Origin of the sequence: Virgibacillus indicus (assembly GCF_002266285.1) — a bacterium.
In the GTDB taxonomy this organism is placed as follows: Bacteria; Bacillota; Bacilli; order Bacillales; family Amphibacillaceae; genus Virgibacillus_K; species Virgibacillus_K indicus.
Genome location: NZ_NPMS01000002.1, coordinates 14,833 through 31,753 on the forward strand (window position 1 = coordinate 14,833; position 16,921 = coordinate 31,753).

17 protein-coding genes and 1 riboswitch are annotated in these 16,921 nt (G+C 39.4%); of the genes, 8 read left to right on the plus strand and 9 right to left on the minus strand.

What is annotated here, in order from left to right; translation table 11 throughout:
- Positions 1-39: 39 nt before the first annotated feature.
- The 3 genes from CIL03_RS05805 to CIL03_RS05815 all read right to left on the minus strand — a co-directional run bounded on the left by CIL03_RS05805 (position 40) and on the right by CIL03_RS05815 (position 2,602).
- The gene (locus CIL03_RS05805) at positions 40-756 is read right to left on the minus strand and encodes a sulfite exporter TauE/SafE family protein (protein WP_094884522.1); all 717 of its coding nucleotides are present in this window, start codon (positions 754-756) and stop codon (positions 40-42) included.
- An 86-nt stretch (positions 757-842) separates the two neighbouring features.
- On the minus strand, positions 843-1,475 hold the full coding sequence (locus CIL03_RS05810; RefSeq protein WP_094884524.1) for a superoxide dismutase family protein: 633 nt from the start codon (positions 1,473-1,475) through the stop codon (positions 843-845).
- A 611-nt stretch (positions 1,476-2,086) separates the two neighbouring features.
- Positions 2,087-2,602, minus strand: coding sequence for a DoxX family protein (locus CIL03_RS05815; RefSeq protein ID WP_094884526.1), 516 nt, complete (start codon positions 2,600-2,602; stop codon positions 2,087-2,089).
- A gap of 318 nt (positions 2,603-2,920) precedes the next feature.
- On the opposite strand from CIL03_RS05815, the gene CIL03_RS05820 reads away from it, so the two are divergent.
- Genes CIL03_RS05820 through CIL03_RS05840 form a run of 5 tightly spaced genes read left to right on the plus strand, consistent with a single transcriptional unit; the run spans position 2,921 to position 7,107 of the window.
- Positions 2,921-3,649 (plus strand): hypothetical protein, encoded by a 729-nt coding sequence (locus CIL03_RS05820; protein WP_094884528.1) that lies wholly within the window; start codon positions 2,921-2,923, stop codon positions 3,647-3,649.
- Between the two features lie 22 nt (positions 3,650-3,671).
- Positions 3,672-4,067, plus strand: a complete 396-nt coding sequence (locus tag CIL03_RS05825) for a GntR family transcriptional regulator (protein WP_094884530.1) — start codon at positions 3,672-3,674, stop codon at positions 4,065-4,067.
- A gap of 3 nt (positions 4,068-4,070) precedes the next feature.
- Complete coding sequence (locus tag CIL03_RS05830; RefSeq protein WP_094884532.1) at positions 4,071-4,934, plus strand: ATP-binding cassette domain-containing protein; 864 nt, start codon at positions 4,071-4,073, stop codon at positions 4,932-4,934.
- Between the two features lie 6 nt (positions 4,935-4,940).
- Entirely contained in the window at positions 4,941-5,873 is a 933-nt protein-coding gene (locus CIL03_RS05835; protein ID WP_094885208.1) for an ABC transporter ATP-binding protein, read from the plus strand.
- Positions 5,866-7,107: an ABC transporter permease gene (locus CIL03_RS05840; RefSeq protein WP_094884534.1), complete on the plus strand. Its 1,242-nt coding sequence runs from the start codon at positions 5,866-5,868 to the stop codon at positions 7,105-7,107. The genes CIL03_RS05835 and CIL03_RS05840 overlap by 8 nt, the downstream gene beginning before the upstream one ends.
- A gap of 33 nt (positions 7,108-7,140) precedes the next feature.
- On the opposite strand, the gene CIL03_RS20230 is transcribed toward CIL03_RS05840, so the two are convergent.
- A complete protein-coding gene (locus tag CIL03_RS20230) occupies positions 7,141-7,272 on the minus strand; it encodes a hypothetical protein (protein WP_276282436.1) in 132 nt (43 codons plus the stop codon).
- Between the two features lie 130 nt (positions 7,273-7,402).
- Between CIL03_RS20230 and CIL03_RS05845 the strand changes: the two genes are divergently transcribed.
- Both CIL03_RS05845 and CIL03_RS05850 read left to right on the plus strand, forming a co-directional pair.
- Positions 7,403-7,939: a flavodoxin family protein gene (locus CIL03_RS05845; RefSeq protein WP_094884536.1), complete on the plus strand. Its 537-nt coding sequence runs from the start codon at positions 7,403-7,405 to the stop codon at positions 7,937-7,939.
- A gap of 204 nt (positions 7,940-8,143) precedes the next feature.
- Entirely contained in the window at positions 8,144-9,292 is a 1,149-nt protein-coding gene (locus CIL03_RS05850; protein WP_094884538.1) for an N-acetylmuramoyl-L-alanine amidase family protein, read from the plus strand.
- A 36-nt stretch (positions 9,293-9,328) separates the two neighbouring features.
- Here the strand turns inward: CIL03_RS05850 and CIL03_RS05855 are convergent, their stop codons facing one another.
- Positions 9,329-10,366, minus strand: a complete 1,038-nt coding sequence (locus CIL03_RS05855; protein ID WP_094884540.1) for a MerR family transcriptional regulator — start codon at positions 10,364-10,366, stop codon at positions 9,329-9,331.
- 133 nt (positions 10,367-10,499) lie between these two features.
- Here CIL03_RS05855 and CIL03_RS05860 point away from each other — a divergent pair, with 133 nt between their 5' ends.
- On the plus strand, positions 10,500-11,765 hold the full coding sequence (locus tag CIL03_RS05860) for a hypothetical protein (RefSeq protein ID WP_094884542.1): 1,266 nt from the start codon (positions 10,500-10,502) through the stop codon (positions 11,763-11,765).
- A gap of 128 nt (positions 11,766-11,893) precedes the next feature.
- Here CIL03_RS05860 and CIL03_RS05865 read toward each other — a convergent pair whose 3' ends face one another.
- From CIL03_RS05865 to gltC, 4 genes are all read right to left on the minus strand, one after another.
- Positions 11,894-12,937, minus strand: a complete 1,044-nt coding sequence (locus tag CIL03_RS05865; protein WP_094884544.1) for a ribonucleotide-diphosphate reductase subunit beta — start codon at positions 12,935-12,937, stop codon at positions 11,894-11,896.
- A complete protein-coding gene (locus CIL03_RS05870; protein ID WP_165767902.1) occupies positions 12,918-13,352 on the minus strand; it encodes a flavodoxin in 435 nt (144 codons plus the stop codon). Before CIL03_RS05870 ends, CIL03_RS05865 begins: the two co-directional genes overlap by 20 nt.
- Positions 13,349-15,577 (minus strand): ribonucleoside-diphosphate reductase subunit alpha, encoded by a 2,229-nt coding sequence (locus tag CIL03_RS05875; protein ID WP_094884546.1) that lies wholly within the window; start codon positions 15,575-15,577, stop codon positions 13,349-13,351. Before CIL03_RS05875 ends, CIL03_RS05870 begins: the two co-directional genes overlap by 4 nt.
- Positions 15,578-15,712: 135 nt before the next feature.
- A riboswitch (cobalamin riboswitch) is annotated at positions 15,713-15,894 on the minus strand.
- A gap of 80 nt (positions 15,895-15,974) precedes the next feature.
- Positions 15,975-16,880: a glutamate biosynthesis transcriptional regulator GltC gene (gltC, locus tag CIL03_RS05880; protein WP_094884548.1), complete on the minus strand. Its 906-nt coding sequence runs from the start codon at positions 16,878-16,880 to the stop codon at positions 15,975-15,977.
- Between the last annotated feature and the right edge of the window lie 41 nt (positions 16,881-16,921).

The following is a 16,921-nucleotide window of genomic DNA, read 5'->3' on the forward strand; positions in this document are numbered from 1 at the left end:
ATATTATACAGGAGTGCTGCATCAATTGGAATGACTTTATCATAATTGCTGGATCAGTAAATATGCCCCTGTGAAAAACAAGAGCACATATGTCAGAAGGCGAAATAATTTCTGGTTTATCCTTCTAAATAGTAACTGTCCTGCGATCAATCCAATAATAACAAGCGGCAGCCCCATTAAACCAGAAATCCAAATCTCTCCCGAAGTTCCTGCGAATATAACCTGAATAATCAAGCTTACAAAATAAATAAACAGATAGAATGCTAAGGTTGTAGCACGTAACTTTTCCTTTGTTGTATCAGTTCCGGAAAAATACAATAAAATTGGCGGACCGGGCATGCCGATACTCGTTGTAAATACACCCGATAATCCACCAACAGCAAAATCCCGGTTATCTGTCCGGGAAATGCGGAAATTAAGTATTAGCAGAGTAGTCAGCACTAAAATCAGGATACTGACCCCAAGTTTAAGTAATGTCATATCAATCATAGAAAATATGGTGATCCCTGCGGGCAGCCCGACAAGACTGCCAATTATAAACTTTTTCATAATCCCGGTATCGATGTCATGCCTGATTTTCATAATCAAAGCACAGGAAATAACCAGCGACAGGATCAAGTTAATTTGTATCGCCTCTCTAGGTCCGAACATCAATAATAAAAATGGCGTGGCCATAATCGAAAATCCAAAACCTGTACTTGTTTGCAGTATGGAAGCAATCAAAATAATACAGCTGAATAAAATAAATGAGTCCAAAAAGTCCACCCACAATATCTAAGTAATAGATTTAATAGTACCATAACGAAGAAAACCTGGGAAATGAATCCCAGGTCAATTTTTCCCTATTCACCAATTACTCCACATGCAATCCTGTCACCAGCATCACCAGAAGGCTGTGACTTATTATCATCTGCCTTAGAGTGAATCATCAGTGCTGTTCCACCTTCCTTATATAATGAATTATCCTGATCTTTTTCCAATGAAACCATTTCCGCAGTTACTTCTTCGTTTACAGTTCCATCTTCGGCTACCTCAATATTTGGAAGGTCCCCTGCATGCGGTCCTTCCGGGTCATCAAAGCCATGATTGGCATCAGTTGGATTAAAATGGCCGCCTGCTGATTTAAAATCAGGGGGTTCACATGTACCGGTTTCGTGAATGTGAAAGCCATGTGTACCTGCCGGAAGATCAGTTCCTTCAAGCGTAATATCTACACCTGCTTTTCCTTTTACCAGGGTTGCAGTTGCAACTACTTGTCCGTCCGCATCATTTAAGGAAACCAATACCTCTTCCTCTTCTGTTGCATTATCCGTTTGTTCTTCATCTGAATCCCCGGAGTTGCCACCATTATCCTGTTCCTCCTGGCTCTGATTATCCTGGCTTGTCTCATCCTGCTGTTCCTCTTCATTTCCACCACAAGCCGATAGCACAGCAGCAATTACTGCAATGAAGAGAAATAAAATCCAACGCTTCATTTTATGTTAGCTCCCTTCGAAGATAGTTACAAGTATCTTTCACAAATGCGTGATGATTTAAACGTATTTACTGTAATCTCGTTCCTTATTCCTATCAATAGTAAATTAGATTTTTTTCTTAAGAAAAATAGATTGTGGAAGGCTTCCATTTGACTTTTATTTATTGAAATTGGGGACGATTATCCTGTAGGGACTCTCTACTGGACTTTTTATGACTCCTTCCAAGACAAACGGGCACATAGAAATGCCCTACTGGACTTTTCGTGACGCCTTTCAAGACAAATGGGCACATAGGGACGCGCTACTGGACTTTTCGTGACGCTTTCCAAGACAAATGGGCACATAGAGACGCCCTACTGGACTTTTCATGATGCCTTCCAAGACAAATGGGCACATAGAGACACCCTACTGGACTTTTCATGATGCCTTCCAAGACAAATGGGCACATAGAGACGCGCTACTGGACTTTTCATGATGCCTTCCAAGACAAATGGGCACATAGAGACGCTCTACTGGACTTTTCATGATTCCCAAGTCGAAGGGCGTTTGTCTGGTAAGGTATAGAAAAGGCTGATCCCACCGTTCGGCAGAATCAGCCTTTTCTCTATATTCTATGCAACTGCAACTTCTTTTTGCTGTTTTTTATTTTTCAGAATTGGAGTATGATCTTTCAAGAATGGTATAACCCATCTGTCCAATCCGATTCTTCCAGCATTATAGCCAGCAACGAGTAGGAATACAGTGATTAAAACCATCTGTGCGTTTGTGCTTACTGTTCCACTGAAAAGAAATGCAAAGTTCATGGTGATTCCCATCAGTGCAGCAAAGTTTGTGAAAATACCTAGAATAAGTGCGATACCTACTAAAAACTCTCCCCACATTACCATAAAGCTGAACAATTCTGCGTTCGGCAATGCAACAGCTTCCAGAAACGCTGCCCACCAGCCTTGAACTGCCGGATGGTCTCCACCCGCTCCTGCAATTGCACCCTGGATGAATCCACTTGCATCAAATCCTCCACTGGTGATTTTACCAAATCCTCCGGTTAACCACTGATATCCAATATAGATCCTAAGAAAAGTTAAAATCCCTGCTGCTGCTTTATTATTGCGGATAAAATTCATCATGCTTTCCATCTCCTTTTATAATTCATTATCTTTTGTTCACTATTTCACAATATATTGTAAATGTATTTCCTTGGTACATTTATATAATAGCATGGATTGTAATTATAAAAATACACTTGTGAATCATTTCACAATTTGGTAACAAAGTTATGGCAAAAATTTGAACAGGAAAATTCTAATGTGCATAAAGCCTGATGCTGCAATGTTTAGACCTTACTAAGAAATTGCATTCAAATAATCTATTGACATCCCAAAAATATAACATATACTGTATATATAAACATACACAGTATAACAGTTAAAAGGAGGAAAATTGATATGCAAGAGTGGAAACAAGCTTATTCATTGGCAAAGCTTGAATTAAAAGCGTCAGTGTTTGGATTTTTATTTGCAATAATATTTATGATGATTGTTATTCTTTCCATTGTCACTTCACTCGATTCTTATTTGGGTAATGGATATGCAGGGTTTGACTTTTTCTTTATTCTTATATTCTCAATTGGTGCTATTTGGACTAAACCAAAAGACTTTCAGATTAAGAAAATTAGCGGGAACCTATCTGCTTCTCCTTTATTGGTTATGCAAAAACAGCTCCCAATTAAGCAGGAAATTATTATTAAAAGCAGATTTATCGTTCACTTTTTCTATTCTTTCCCATTCCAGGTCTTAACACTTTTTGCGTTTTATCTATATTCACCTTTGCAGGGAATACTTTCAATCAGTTCTTTTATCGCCTTTTCAATCATGTGGCTTTCATTTGGCATCTATGCCGGTTACATGTTTCCAACTGCAGATGCCGGGGATAAAGGTCCATTTACTGAAACAACTGCAGCAGTCATATTTGCTTTTGTGTTAATAATCGGCATATTCTTCGTCTTCTCTTTCATTCATATTTTATTTGGAAACGGGATTGTCTACTGGTCCATTATTCTGGTTCAAAAATGGCCGATACTATCAACTGTCGTTTCTATCTTATTAGCCTTCGCTGGTTTTAAACACTGGCAATATTATATGGGAAAAAGAATGAACAGATTCGATTACCTGTAATTTAAGGAAAGGAGTGCGTGCCATGGAGTTGCCTATAAAACTTTCAAAAGAATCGCGTGAACCGATCTATCATCAAATTGAAAATCAATTAAAAGCATTAATTGCCGGGGGGCATCTTCCTGCTGACGCCCCTCTGCCTTCGATTCGCGTCCTTTCCAAGGATCTGGAAACTAGTGTAATTACCATTAGACGTGCATATCAAAACCTGGAATATCAGGGCTTTATTCGCACATCTCAAGGAAAAGGCACATTTGTTGCGGAAATCGAGGAATCTCTAAAGCAGGAAGTTAAAGTATCTGCAGTTTATCAAACAATTGAGCATGCTGTAGAAACGGCGTTCAGCTATGATTACACGCTGGAGCAAATTGAAGAAATTTTTCAGGAAGTATTAATGGAATACAAAAAGAAAGGAGAATAAATAATGAATAGAATCGCAGAGATCTCACAGGCAGAAAAGACGATTGATGATTTCCATCTTGGCCCGATTAATATAGAAATTAAGCCTGGAACAATTACCGCATTAGTTGGAAATAACGGTTCAGGAAAAAGTACATTATTAAAACTGCTGATGAACCTGGCAAAACCCGACAAAGGGAATATCCGGATATCAGAAAAGCTCGTCTTTGGTCCGGATGAAAGCTGGAAAACTCAAGTGTCCTACCAGCCGCAAACAGTAATTGGATGGAATGCTTTTACAGGAAATACTCTAAAGGAGTTTATTTCCCCCTTATATCCAGACTGGGATGATTCTCTATTTACAAAAATGGCGAAACTTTTCGATATTCCGTTAAACAAGCGCTTTGGAAAGTTATCACAAGGAGTACAGCAAAAGCTGAATCTTGCCTTAACTGTCCCTAGAAATACACCATTAGTGCTGCTGGATGAACCAACGTCCTTTATGGATATTCCGTCTAAAAAACACTTCATTGATTTATTGGCTGATTGGATGGATGACGGAAATCGGGCAATTGTTATGACCAGCCATCAATCTGCAGATATTATGAAACTCGCAGACTACTTATACGTATTACAAGGTGGGAAAATGATTGGAACCTATGAAAAGGATGAGCTTATTGGAAGTTATCTGCAATATTGGATGAAGGGCGAAATGCCAGCATTGCCCATTCCCGGGGAGTTATCACGTGAACATCAAAGGCTTATTACATGCAGCCCCGAAGCTGCTGAAGCATTTTTCCAAGAAAATGATTTAACTTTCACCAGTGCAGTGCCTTTGGATTTAGAAGAAATCATTTCATTATTATTAACAGAAAGAAAGGAAAGATAATTGCCTATGGAAACGATGATAAAGGTTGAAAACCTCGGTAAATCCTTTAAAGACATACAAGTAATTTCAAACATCTCCTTTGAAGTCCGGAAAGGGGAAATTATGGCTATTTTAGGCCCAAACGGTGCTGGAAAATCAACGACCATCCGGAATATTATGGGAATCATGTATCCGGATGAAGGTACAATTACATTTAAAAGTACAAACAACAATGAAATCCCCAGGCATAAGATAGGCTACTTGCCTGAGGAAAGGGGCTTGTATAAAAACGTAAAGGTAATGGATATTCTGCTTTATCTGGCTGAGCTTAAAGATTATCCACTGGATAAGGCCAAAGAGCGTGCGCTTTCTTATTTGAAAAAGTTTGACCTGGAAGGCAAGGAAAAAGTTTCAGTGGAAGAGCTTTCCAAAGGTATGGGGCAAAAAGTGCAATTTATTGCCTCCATCATTCATGAACCGGAGCTGCTTATATTGGATGAACCATTTTCCGGACTGGATCCTGTCAGTCAGGAATTATTTAAAAAGGAAATTCGAAACCTTGCTGAAAATGGTACCGCAATTCTATTATCCTCCCATCAGATGAATCTGGTTGAGGAAATGGCAGACAGATTGTTTATGATACACCGCGGGCAAAAAGTAATTTATGGTTCAATGGATGATGTGAAAACACAATATGCGAATTTCAAATGTACCATTCACGGGAAAAATGAACGGCAGACGTTAGAAAGCATTGCCGATGTACAGCGAGTGGAACAGGTTGACGATACATCCGTACTTTATTTATCAAAGGATGTGGAACCAGCCCCTTGGCTGAAAAGCCTTCCAGAACATTTGCTGATCCAGGAACTTTCCATTGACAGGGTATCACTTCATGAAATTTTTATCGATATTGCCACAGACAAGAATTTATTACAGGAAGCTGGTGAAATGCATGCGTAATACCATGAAGGTTGCCAAATGGGAAATTAAACGAAACATGAAAAACAAGACATTTATTATTGGTTTATTTTTAACACCGTTGCTTATTGTCGGATTTATGATGCTGGGCGATCTCTTTGGCGGTTCTGATGATGCAAAAGAAGAACTGACAAGGGTTTTTGTAAATGATCAGCTGGATATTTTCCCTGCACTGCAGGAAACTGTTGATCAAGCAGGCTTTAATTGGGAATTGCTGCAAACAGATCTTGAAGAATCTCAAATAGATGAAGAACTGGAAAAAAGCGAAAATACAGCTTATGTATTTGTAGATAATCGCGCACTTGAAGATGGGGTTGTTCCAGTGCACACAAGTGATGAGATCAGTTCATTTTTTATGAACCAGGTACAGGTACTGGAAACACCGCTTCAAGCGCTAACAATGCAGAAACTTGGATTATCTGATGAAGAATTGGCTGCAGTCTCACAAGGTGTATTCTTTGAAGAGGCAAATCAGCAGGACGCTTCTTCTCCAACAGAAGGTGAGACTGAAACAACCTCAGGGGCAGATTCAATGGAGCAGATTGTACCAGGAGCCTTTGCCGGATTCATCATGCTTTCCATTGTATTTACTGGTATGGCAATTTTCCAAAGTGCTTCACAGGAAAAGAAGGACAAAATTGCCGAAATCATTCTATCATCCCTTACACCAGCTGAATTAATGCAGGGGAAAATCATTGGTTACTTTGTGCTTGGCCTGATTCAGTCACTCGTTTCTGTTATTATCCTGCTGCCGTTTTTAGTGTGGAGAATAGATATACCGGTAATGGAATATCTGCTGGTACCTGAACTTGCGCTTTTAATCGGAATTGCAATCCTTGGTTATCTTCTGTTTGCATCCGTTTTTGTAGGTGTAGGGGCAACTATGGCTGATATTTCAACTGCCGGGAATTTCCAGGGTATGGTTATGATGCTGCCATTTTTGCCATTTATCTTTATTGGACCGGTATTTGCCGATCCGGAAGGTCTAATGGCTCAAATTGGAACATACATCCCATTTACATCTCCTGGAGTACTAATCATGCGTCTTTCCATACTGGAGGAATGGCCATGGGTGGAAATAGCAATCTCACTCGCTATATTGGCGGTTAGTGTCTGGATCTTTATGAAACTGGCAGGAAAGATATTTAAAGTCGGTATTTTAATGTATGGGAAAAATGCAACACCAGGCGAAATCTGGAAGTGGATTCGAGCATAGACTTTTAAGTGGAGCATTTAATGCTCCACTTTATTAATTCCAAAATCGGATTAAACCAATTATTCCTTTGACAATGGCTCGTAACACATAATAAATAAGCTCAGGGATAGACAGTAGTATATCGAGAAACCAGTGATCCTTATCCTTCCTTTCCTTTTTTTCCATCTGCTCACTCCAATTTATAATCATAATTAGCTCTTTCTTTTAATACCTTCTACTAATATTTACTAATTAACTGCAAAAAAGTTTCATTAAATGTAATATAGAATTAACATTATAAATCGGGAGGTTACTCATGAAATTAGCGGTTATCCATGGATCGACAAGAGCAAATGGAAATACGGAATACTTGACTTACAGGGCAGTTCCAAAGGAAAAAGCAACCCATATTTACTTGAGGGATTATCAAATTCAGCCAATAATTGATGAGCGGCATGAGAAAAATGGTTTTCAGGATGTATATGATGATCATACGAAAGTAATTGATCTGATGCTGGAACATGATGTACTTGTTTTTTCCACACCAATATACTGGTACAGCATGTCAGGTGCAATGAAAATTTTCATTGATCGCTGGTCACAAATTATGAGAGATCCGGACTACACTCATTTCAGGGAAGAACTCGGAAAGAAGAAAGCCTATCTGGTTGCTGTTGGTGGTGACAATCCACATATTAAAGGACTCCCGCTCATACAGCAATTTAAGTATATTTGTGATTTTTACGGAATGTCCTTTGAAGGGTATGTGATTGGAAAGGCCAGCAAACCCGAAGATATCCGAAATGATCAAAAAGCATTGCAAGCTGCTTCGTCACTAATCAAAGAATACTAGAATCATCGTCCTTAGTTTGTTAGAGGAAGACTTCTATTTTATTAGAGGTCTTTTTTTGTTTTATAACTAGGAACAAATACTACCCCTCTAGTTCATCAGAACGATTTTTGTCAAAATTTGTTTCAATTCATCTTGTTTCGGATACAAATAAATACTATTATTAATTTAATAGTCAAAAATTTAATGAATTCAAAGGAGGTTCATATGGCAGTTTTTAGGCATTTTTCTATTTTTATTGGATTCCTGCTATTTCTATTTTTATTTATTCCTGCTAATAGTTATGCAGAAAGTGGAGACACTTATGAAGTTGGAACGACTATTCTTAATGTAAGAGAAGCACCTGCGAGCAATGCAAAGATTATCGGATTGTTAAGCAATGGAGACAAGGTCGTGGCTTTCCAGGAAAAATATGGCTGGATACAGACGTACTACGGTGGTGAAGCAGCATGGATTGCTAAGCATCATCTCATCAGGACAAGCAGCAGTTCAGAGGTAAACAACAGTACAAATACAAGCGATACATCTGTTCAGGCAGCTACCGGGGAAATCACTGTCACTGCAAGAAGTGTTAATATCCGATCCGGTCCTGGTACAAACTATGCCATTATTGGCGGAACTCAAGCTGGAGATACATACAACATTGTGAAAACATCAGATAAATGGAATCAGATTAATTTAGGGAATGGATCAACAGGATGGATTGCCGGCTGGTTAACAAACAATGCAACAGCAGCTGAATCTGATTCAACTGCTGAGGAAAGCTCAAATACTGTTTCTGTATCAGCAAAACCTGTTAAACAAGCATCCAATCAATCTCTGACTGGATATAATATTGTTCTTGATCCCGGACATGGTGGCAAGGACCCAGGTGCGATCGGATTAGGTGGAGTCTATGAAAAAGACTTTATTTCTTCAACCGCAAGCAAAGTAGCGCAACAACTTAGAAATGCTGGTGCAAATGTAATACTGACAAGAGCCGGCGATTACTTCGTCTCACTTAATGAACGAGCACGCATCAGCAATGCTTATAACACACATGCTTTTGTCAGTCTGCATTATAATGCTTTCCCGATTATTTCAGTAAACGGTGTAAGCACTTATTATTCCAGTACTTCAGACAAGCAGCTTGCCCGAGAAGTTCAGTCTTATCTTGCTTCGACAGTCAGTCTGCATAACAGAGGTATCATGCAAGGACATTATCGTGTACTGCGTAACAGCCATGCACCATCGATTTTACTCGAGCTTGGATTTATCACAAATCCAAATGATCTATCCATAATTCAAACAGCAGATTACCAAAATAAAGTAGCTCAGGCAGTCACAAATGGTCTGAAGAATTACTTTCATAATTAAAGATTTAAAATAGCTGTCCAAGATTGGACAGCTATTTTAATCAGTTTCGCACCTTTTAGCATAAATCACACTCAAAATATCATTAATTTGGAAGGTTTGAACCTGGTAACCATTAGTTGACAGCCATTCGGCCAAGACGGACCGGTCCGCATAATACTCATCCTCTATCGCAAAAACAGCTTCAGTATTATTGGCAGTTCGATATCCATCCATGACTGATTTACGGTGGTCTTCGTTGATAAACATTAAATCGGCAATACAAATTTCCCCACCAGGTTTCAATACACGCGTCATTTCCTCCAAAGCCAGAAGTTTCTCCGAGTCAGGCAGATGATGCAGTGCATAGCTTGAAACAATCCCATCAGTCTGATTATCCAGCAATGGCAGAGCCAGAAAGTGACCTTTCCTTGTATCAATCGCCGGATGTTTTCTCTTACACGCTTCCAGCATTTTTTCAGATTGATCTACACCGATTATGCTAATGCCTTTTGCTAAGAATCTAGAACCGAGATTACCTGTTCCAATTCCGATATCCAGGCAAGTATCCCCTTCTTTTAATTGAATAGTAGCTGCGACCTTCGCCAAAGCTTCATCATAATCCTGATGTACATTGAAGGTATGCCCTTCTTTTTTTATATTTTGATCAAAGTCATCTGCCCAGCTGTCAAAGTCCCATTTGTCCCTCCAGTTTTTTCGAATTTCCTTCAGATTTTTCAAATGCTTTGCCATTCTATGGATATCTATCATTGGATCAGCATCATTGCCATTTTCTGTATGCTTAATCATATGATCTAGCGTATTTAGCATATCTTTCATTTCGATCCACTTTTCGAATAAAGCTAAGCGCTGCACATTCAGGTACTGTGTTATGCTCATGTCTGGATCTTCAAGCAGTTCTTTAATATCCTTCACCTGAAACCCAACTTCTCTTAACGATAAAATAGTGCTAAGTCTGAGAAGATCATTTTCGGTAAAAATCCGATACCCATTTGCTTCATCTTTTTCTGGAAAAATCAGTTCCTTATTTTCATAAAAACGAATTGCTTTTGGCGTTGTGTTCAATATTTTTGCCACTTTTTTTATATAAATGAGAATCCCTCCTTTCTTATACTATAAAGGTTACTCTAAGGGAAAGGTAAAGGATTTTTTTAAATAAGTTTCCATGGATGATATACTAAAGGAAAATAAGTAAAGGCGAGGTTTTACAGTGAATCAAAAACTGCAGGAAATTATGGATAATATACAGGAAAAATTTGGATTAGGAAATTATTTCTTGAAACAGCATCATATTTTTCTTGAAACTAATGGGATAGGGAAAACATCATATATATTAAACATGGAATGGTATCCGAACGATTTGTCACAGGCAGATGAAGACTATAATCCGCCTGGAGTTGCGAGTATCGATGCAGATATTCATACCGGATATGTGAAACGAATTATATTTGTACAGGACACAACCTATGCAGATCAGGCAGTATATCCAGGTGCAGAGAAGGAAAATTCCATTGAGTGGATCGAGGAATTGACGGGACTGGAATTCGGCCGGCAGTTCAGACTTGTTCATGATGAAGGCAAAAAGTTAGGTTTCCAGGCAGCGGTTGATAATATCCCCGTTTACCCTTCAGGTATGATCCAGGTGCAATTTAATGAAGAAAATCAATTTACATTATTCTCTATCGATGGGTATTTTCCCGACGAGGATCAAATCAGCTGGGAGCCATTTTCATTACTTCCTGAGACAACAGATTCGATAGCAAAGGAACAATGCAAACTGCTTGAAATTCCAGCAGAGGATCAAAAAAAGTGGCTTTCTGTATATGGTGCCACTACTGTGTTTGTTTCCAATGACGGGAAACGAACGATTCCATTTGAAACCGTAGAGAGTCATCCCTCAACAGTACGGTTGAATAAAGTAATGGAATGGAATGAGCCTATTGACAAGCCGTTTTCACCAGTAGAAATAGATATGTCTATTGAGGTTTCGGAAGAACAAGCCTTAAGCAATAAACCAGGCACAGAATTAACTCCGCCAACTGATGTTGAGCTGAAGGAATTAGAACTGGAAATAATAAACTTTCTTAGACGGGAATTTCCGGAAGAAAGTGGAAAGTGGGAATTACGGGAAATCCGTCCTGAAAATAATTACACTTTTGCTGCATTGAAGCCAGTTCATCAGGATAACCGTATTATTGATCGAAAAATCACGCTCATTCTTGATAAAGAAACGGGTAAAGCCTTGAACTTTATTGACAACAGCATGCTGCTTGATATGTTCAGTGATTTTGAGAAAGCTGAAAGCCCAGCACTCTCCCAGGATGATGCTTTCGAAAAGCTTCGCAGACATATTGAAGTTACACCTGTTTATGTATATAACAGGGACCAGGGAAAATATAAGCTATGCGGAAAAATAGATTGTGAATATGGTGTGGATGCAGTAACCGGTGACGTAATATCGCTGGATGAATTGTAAAAGCTGAAATACTGAAATTCAAAAATTTAATGCCAAAGTTCACAATTTCCCTGCCAGCAGGTCAATTTCAACCGAAAAAGAATAAGGGAGCTGTCTTTCGAATATGACAGCTCCCCCTATTATTGCAGCTACAATTCATCAAACCCATTCAAATCACTGATTTTCGAATATTGACGTGACTTCTGTTCAAAGAAGTCAGTTTTGGTGCCATCAAAATTATCCACATAGGCACGAATCCATTTCATCGGGTTATTCACAGATTCTGGATAAATCTCGCTTAACCCCATCATCCGCAGCATTTTATTTGCCCGGTATTTGATATATCCATTCATTTCATCAAGATCTATTCCTTCGATATCCGCAAGTACATAATGTGACCACTCCATCTCGAGCTCTACGGATTCTTTAAATTGGTCATATACCCAACTGCAAATTTCCTCTGTATTATATTCGGGATTTTCTGCGAGCGTTGCACGAAACAGTTCTGCGATAAACCGCCCATGCTCCAGCTCATCCCGGTTAATATAGCTGATCATGGTGGATGTGCCGATCATTTTATTATTTCTTGCCAGATTATAGAAAAAGGCAAATCCTGAATAAAAGAACATTCCTTCAAGTAAGGAGGTATAAACAAGAGTTCTCAGGATATTTTCAATTGTCGGCTCTTCCACAAATTTATTATACTGTTTTTCTAAGCTTTCATTTCTTCTCAGCAGAACCGGGTCCTTTCTGCCCAGCTGGAAGGATTCATTCTGCTCCTCCAGCGATACTACAGAAGAAAGCACGTAAGAATAGCTTTCGTTATGGACTGCTTCCTGCTGCGCAATCACCGCCATAATCGACTGAACGGATGGATCAGTCGCGTATAACGATAATAAAAGCGCTGTTCTTGTCTGCGGTGCATCGAGTGTGGATAACAATCCAATTATTTTTAAATATGCCTCACGCTCTGATTCGGTTAATGCAGGAAATTGCCTTACATCCCCGGACATATTAACTTCATCTGCCTGCCAGTAGTTACCCACAAGCCGCTTGTACATTTTATACCAATGTGGATAAGCAATATCATTCCAATTTAAAATCCCGCTCGACTTCCCCCCAAAAAGTGCCGTTGACTTATTTGGGTTGCGCGGTTCCAATGTTTTCGCTTTCTCAAGCAAAACTTCTGACATCCGAAAGCACTCCTTCCAGCCAATCTTCTATTTTTTGCTCCTGACTGCCCCTTGGTGATTGTTCAATTTTCAATCCATCCCATTTGCTATTATAAAATTTCACAAGCTTATCAACAGCTCTGCAAAACAGGTCGTCCCCGCCAAACTGAGTATCTCCTGTTCCAAATACAGCAACATTTTCTGGCTTATATCCAATTTCCAGCACAAAATCTTTTACTTCTTCTGGGGTGCTGCCCTTATCCCAAGTAAAGGTGCCAATGAACAGATAGTCATAAATCGAGGCATCCACAGGTGGATCTAGTCCAATACGATGAATATCCTTCTTTATATAATCACTATCTAAATGCTCCAAAATCATTCCAGCGACCTCTTCTGTATTTCCACTGTATGATAAATAAGCGATTAATATCTTCAACTTTCACACCACTCACATTCTTCGACATCATTGGAGGTTGAACGTACATAATAGGTTGTCTTCAACCCTTCCTTCCAAGCCTGGAGATGAAGATCCAATAATACTGATGCCCTTATTGTATTAGGGACGTAAAAATTAAAAGAAATGCTCTGGTCAATATGCTTTTGTCTTGCTGCATTCTGTCTAACAGACCAGCGCTGATCAAGAATGTAGGCTGATCTCCGGTATATATTATAGGTCTCGTGATTCAAGTCTGGAGCAGTCGTTGGTATTTTAAAGTCCTTTTTCTCCTCATTGTAAAACGGCTTAAAAACCGGATCGATGCTGGCTGTTGAGCCGGCAATCATCGATGTTGTGGAGTTTGGTGCAACCGCCATTAGATAGCCATTTCTCATCCCATTCTCCTCAACCTGCTTTTTAAGGTCTGTCCATTTTTCGCATGTGTAACCTTTTCTGTCGAAATAATTTCCCGTACTCCAGCTACTTCCTTCAAAAGCTGGATAGCTTCCTTTTTCTCTGCTTAGCTCCATACTATTTTTTATTGTTAAGTAGGCAATTCTTTCGTAAAGCTTATCCGCATATGCTACTGACTTATCTGTTTCCCACTCTGTATTTTTGATAGCCAGTAAATGATGCCAGCCAAATGTTCCAAGGCCAATCGCACGATACTTCTGATTGGTTAACTGAGTTTGCTTAATTGGCAATGTGTTAATATCTATCACATTATCCAGCATGCGGACTTGAATTTTTATAAGACGTTCCAGTACATTATCAGGCACTGCTTTTCCCAGATTAATCGAACTCAAATTACAGACAACATAATCACCTGACTTATATTTCTGTACAATTGTATTTTCATTTTCTATATACTCTTCAATAAATTGCGTTGGTGATTGATTTTGTGTGATTTCTGTACAAAGATTCGAGCAATAGATCATGCCATTATGTTTATTGCTGTTCTGCCGGTTCACTTCATCACGGTAAAACATAAATGGTGTGCCTGACTCAAGCTGCGATTTCATGATCCGCTTCATAATATTAATTGCCGGCACCTGTTTTTTGGTCAGAAATTCGGATTGCACACATTCCTCATATTTCTCACGCCACTGACCTGACCCTTTTTCTTCATCATAAAAATCTTCCAGTGAATAGCCCATTACCTGTCTCACTTCATGCGGATCAAATAAATACCAGTCTCCCCTGTTTTCCACCCGTTCCATAAAGTAGTCGGGCAGACAAACTCCCGTAAAAATATCATGGGCACGCATCCGCTCATCACCATTATTCAGCTTCAAATCCAGAAATGACTCAATATCCTTATGCCAAATATCCAAATAAATCGCGATGGCGCCTTTTCTGGTTCCCAGCTGGTCCACATTTACTGCGGTATTATTCAGCTGTTTAATCCATGGCACCACGCCGCTCGACATCCCTTTATATCCTTTTATCGAACTCCCACGGCTGCGGATTTTTCCCATATAGACGCCGATACCGCCACCATTCTTGGAAAGCTTCGCAATATCGGTATTGCTGTCATAAATGGATTGCAGACTATCATCCACAGTATCGATAAAACAGCTGGATAATTGTCCATGGGATTTCCCGGCATTGGTCAAGGTAGGTGTAGCTACAGTCATATACAGGTTGCTTAATGCCCAGTAGGACTCTGTTACTAGCTCCAAACGACTCTCCTGGCTCTCATCCTGCATCAGGTGCATGGAAATGACCATCCAGCGCTCTTGCGGCAGCTCAAATACATTTTTATTATGATCTGTTGCCAGATATCTTGTCGCTAGGGTATGCAGCCCTAAATAGTTGAACAATAAGTCTTTTTTTGGATCGAGCTGCTGTGCAAGAAAATCAATTTCCTCTTTTGTATATTTACTGAGAATATCAGCAGCATAAATGCCCTGATCTGTTAATGTTTGTACTAAATTATAAAAACTCCCGTAACGGATGGCAGGATCGAAGCTGCGGTTCTTTCCTGCTTTCCTGTAAAGCTCCTGCAGATAAATTCTGCTCGCTAAATAAGTCCACTCCGGATTGGCCTCATCAATATTTTCAAGTGCGTTTTTAATCATCATATCTGCTGTTTTCGCTTCAGATGCTTCCCGTGGAATTGTCCTTATTGCCTTTTCTTTGTAAGCTTTTGTATCAATGGATAAACCTTCTGATGCATTGTCAACGAGTTGAATTATATTTGTTGAGATGGTTTTTGTAATCATGAAAATCCTCCTATAAAATCTTATATGTAATTTTGAAAACTAAAAAACCGCCCACCCCCAAGGATGAACGGTTAAAAAACGACAGAAATATTGCATCAAGATTCCTATCGCCTCACCTTCTCTCACCCCGGAGAAATGAAACTTTAAACTCTGGCAGGTCTCCTGACTCGTGCTTTTACCTAATTGGGGCCTTCCCATATCGTCAAGATACAGTGGCTTTCCCTTTCGTCCACACTTACAGTTGCGGGGGCAGTTCCAGCTTCGCACTGGATTCCCTTTTTAGACAAATACATGTCACCATCGTTCATGAAACTATATATAGTATTAAACTTCAAAAAGCATTACAATATATTGTATTTAAAGCCTAGCACAGACAATTTAATAATGCAACAGATAATTAATTCTGGAATTTTTCCAGCCGTATGAAGAATTCTCGTAAAAACTCATAAAATAGTTTTTCCGTCGGGAGTAATTTTCTATCCTTTGGTATGACTACTCCTACTGTTCTGGTAATATTCGGTTCGACCTTGGAGATTTTTACTGTTCCGCGGGGGATATTATCAACAAGTGTCACTTCCGGTATAAGAGAAACCCCCAGTCCTGCAGAAACAAGTCCTTTGATTGCATCAATATCCTGACCTTCAAAGGAAACAGCTGGATCAAAGCCGATTTGCCTGCATGCAGTGGTAATCAGATCCCGAAGCACATAATCCTCAGGAAAAAGCACAAAGGAATCCTCCCGAAGCTGATTCAGCTTTAAATAGCTGGTATCTGCCAGGGAATGGCTGGCCGGCAGCAGTGCAACAATATTTTCTGTAAATAGAATTGACCCTTTCAGCTTTTTCTCATTCATTGGAACAGGTCCCAATAACGCCATATTTATTTCACCTTTAATAACAGCTTCCTTTAATTCATAATAGGAACCCTGATTCAGGTGAAACTTTACGTCTGGGTATTGTTCCCGAAATGCGGATACCGCAGTTGGCAGGATATATGTAGCTAAACTGCTCGGAAAACCGATATGGATCGTTCCCTTTTCTGGATCCGTATATTCATCGATAATCTGTTTTGCATCATCAATCACATGGATTGCCTGTTCCATATGTTCTAGAAATATCCTTCCGATTGGAGTCAATCGTACATTGCGTCCCTCGCGAATGAACAAATTCACACCTAATTCCGCTTCTAGATTAAAAATTTGCCTGCTGATTGCAGATTGGGCTACATGCAGCTCGAGGGCCGCTTCTGTCATATGTTCGCGCCGTGCAACTTCAATAAAATATTTGATCTGTCTGAGCTCCAAAATAACCACCTCTTTCGTTATTATCTCATATCGGCATCAGT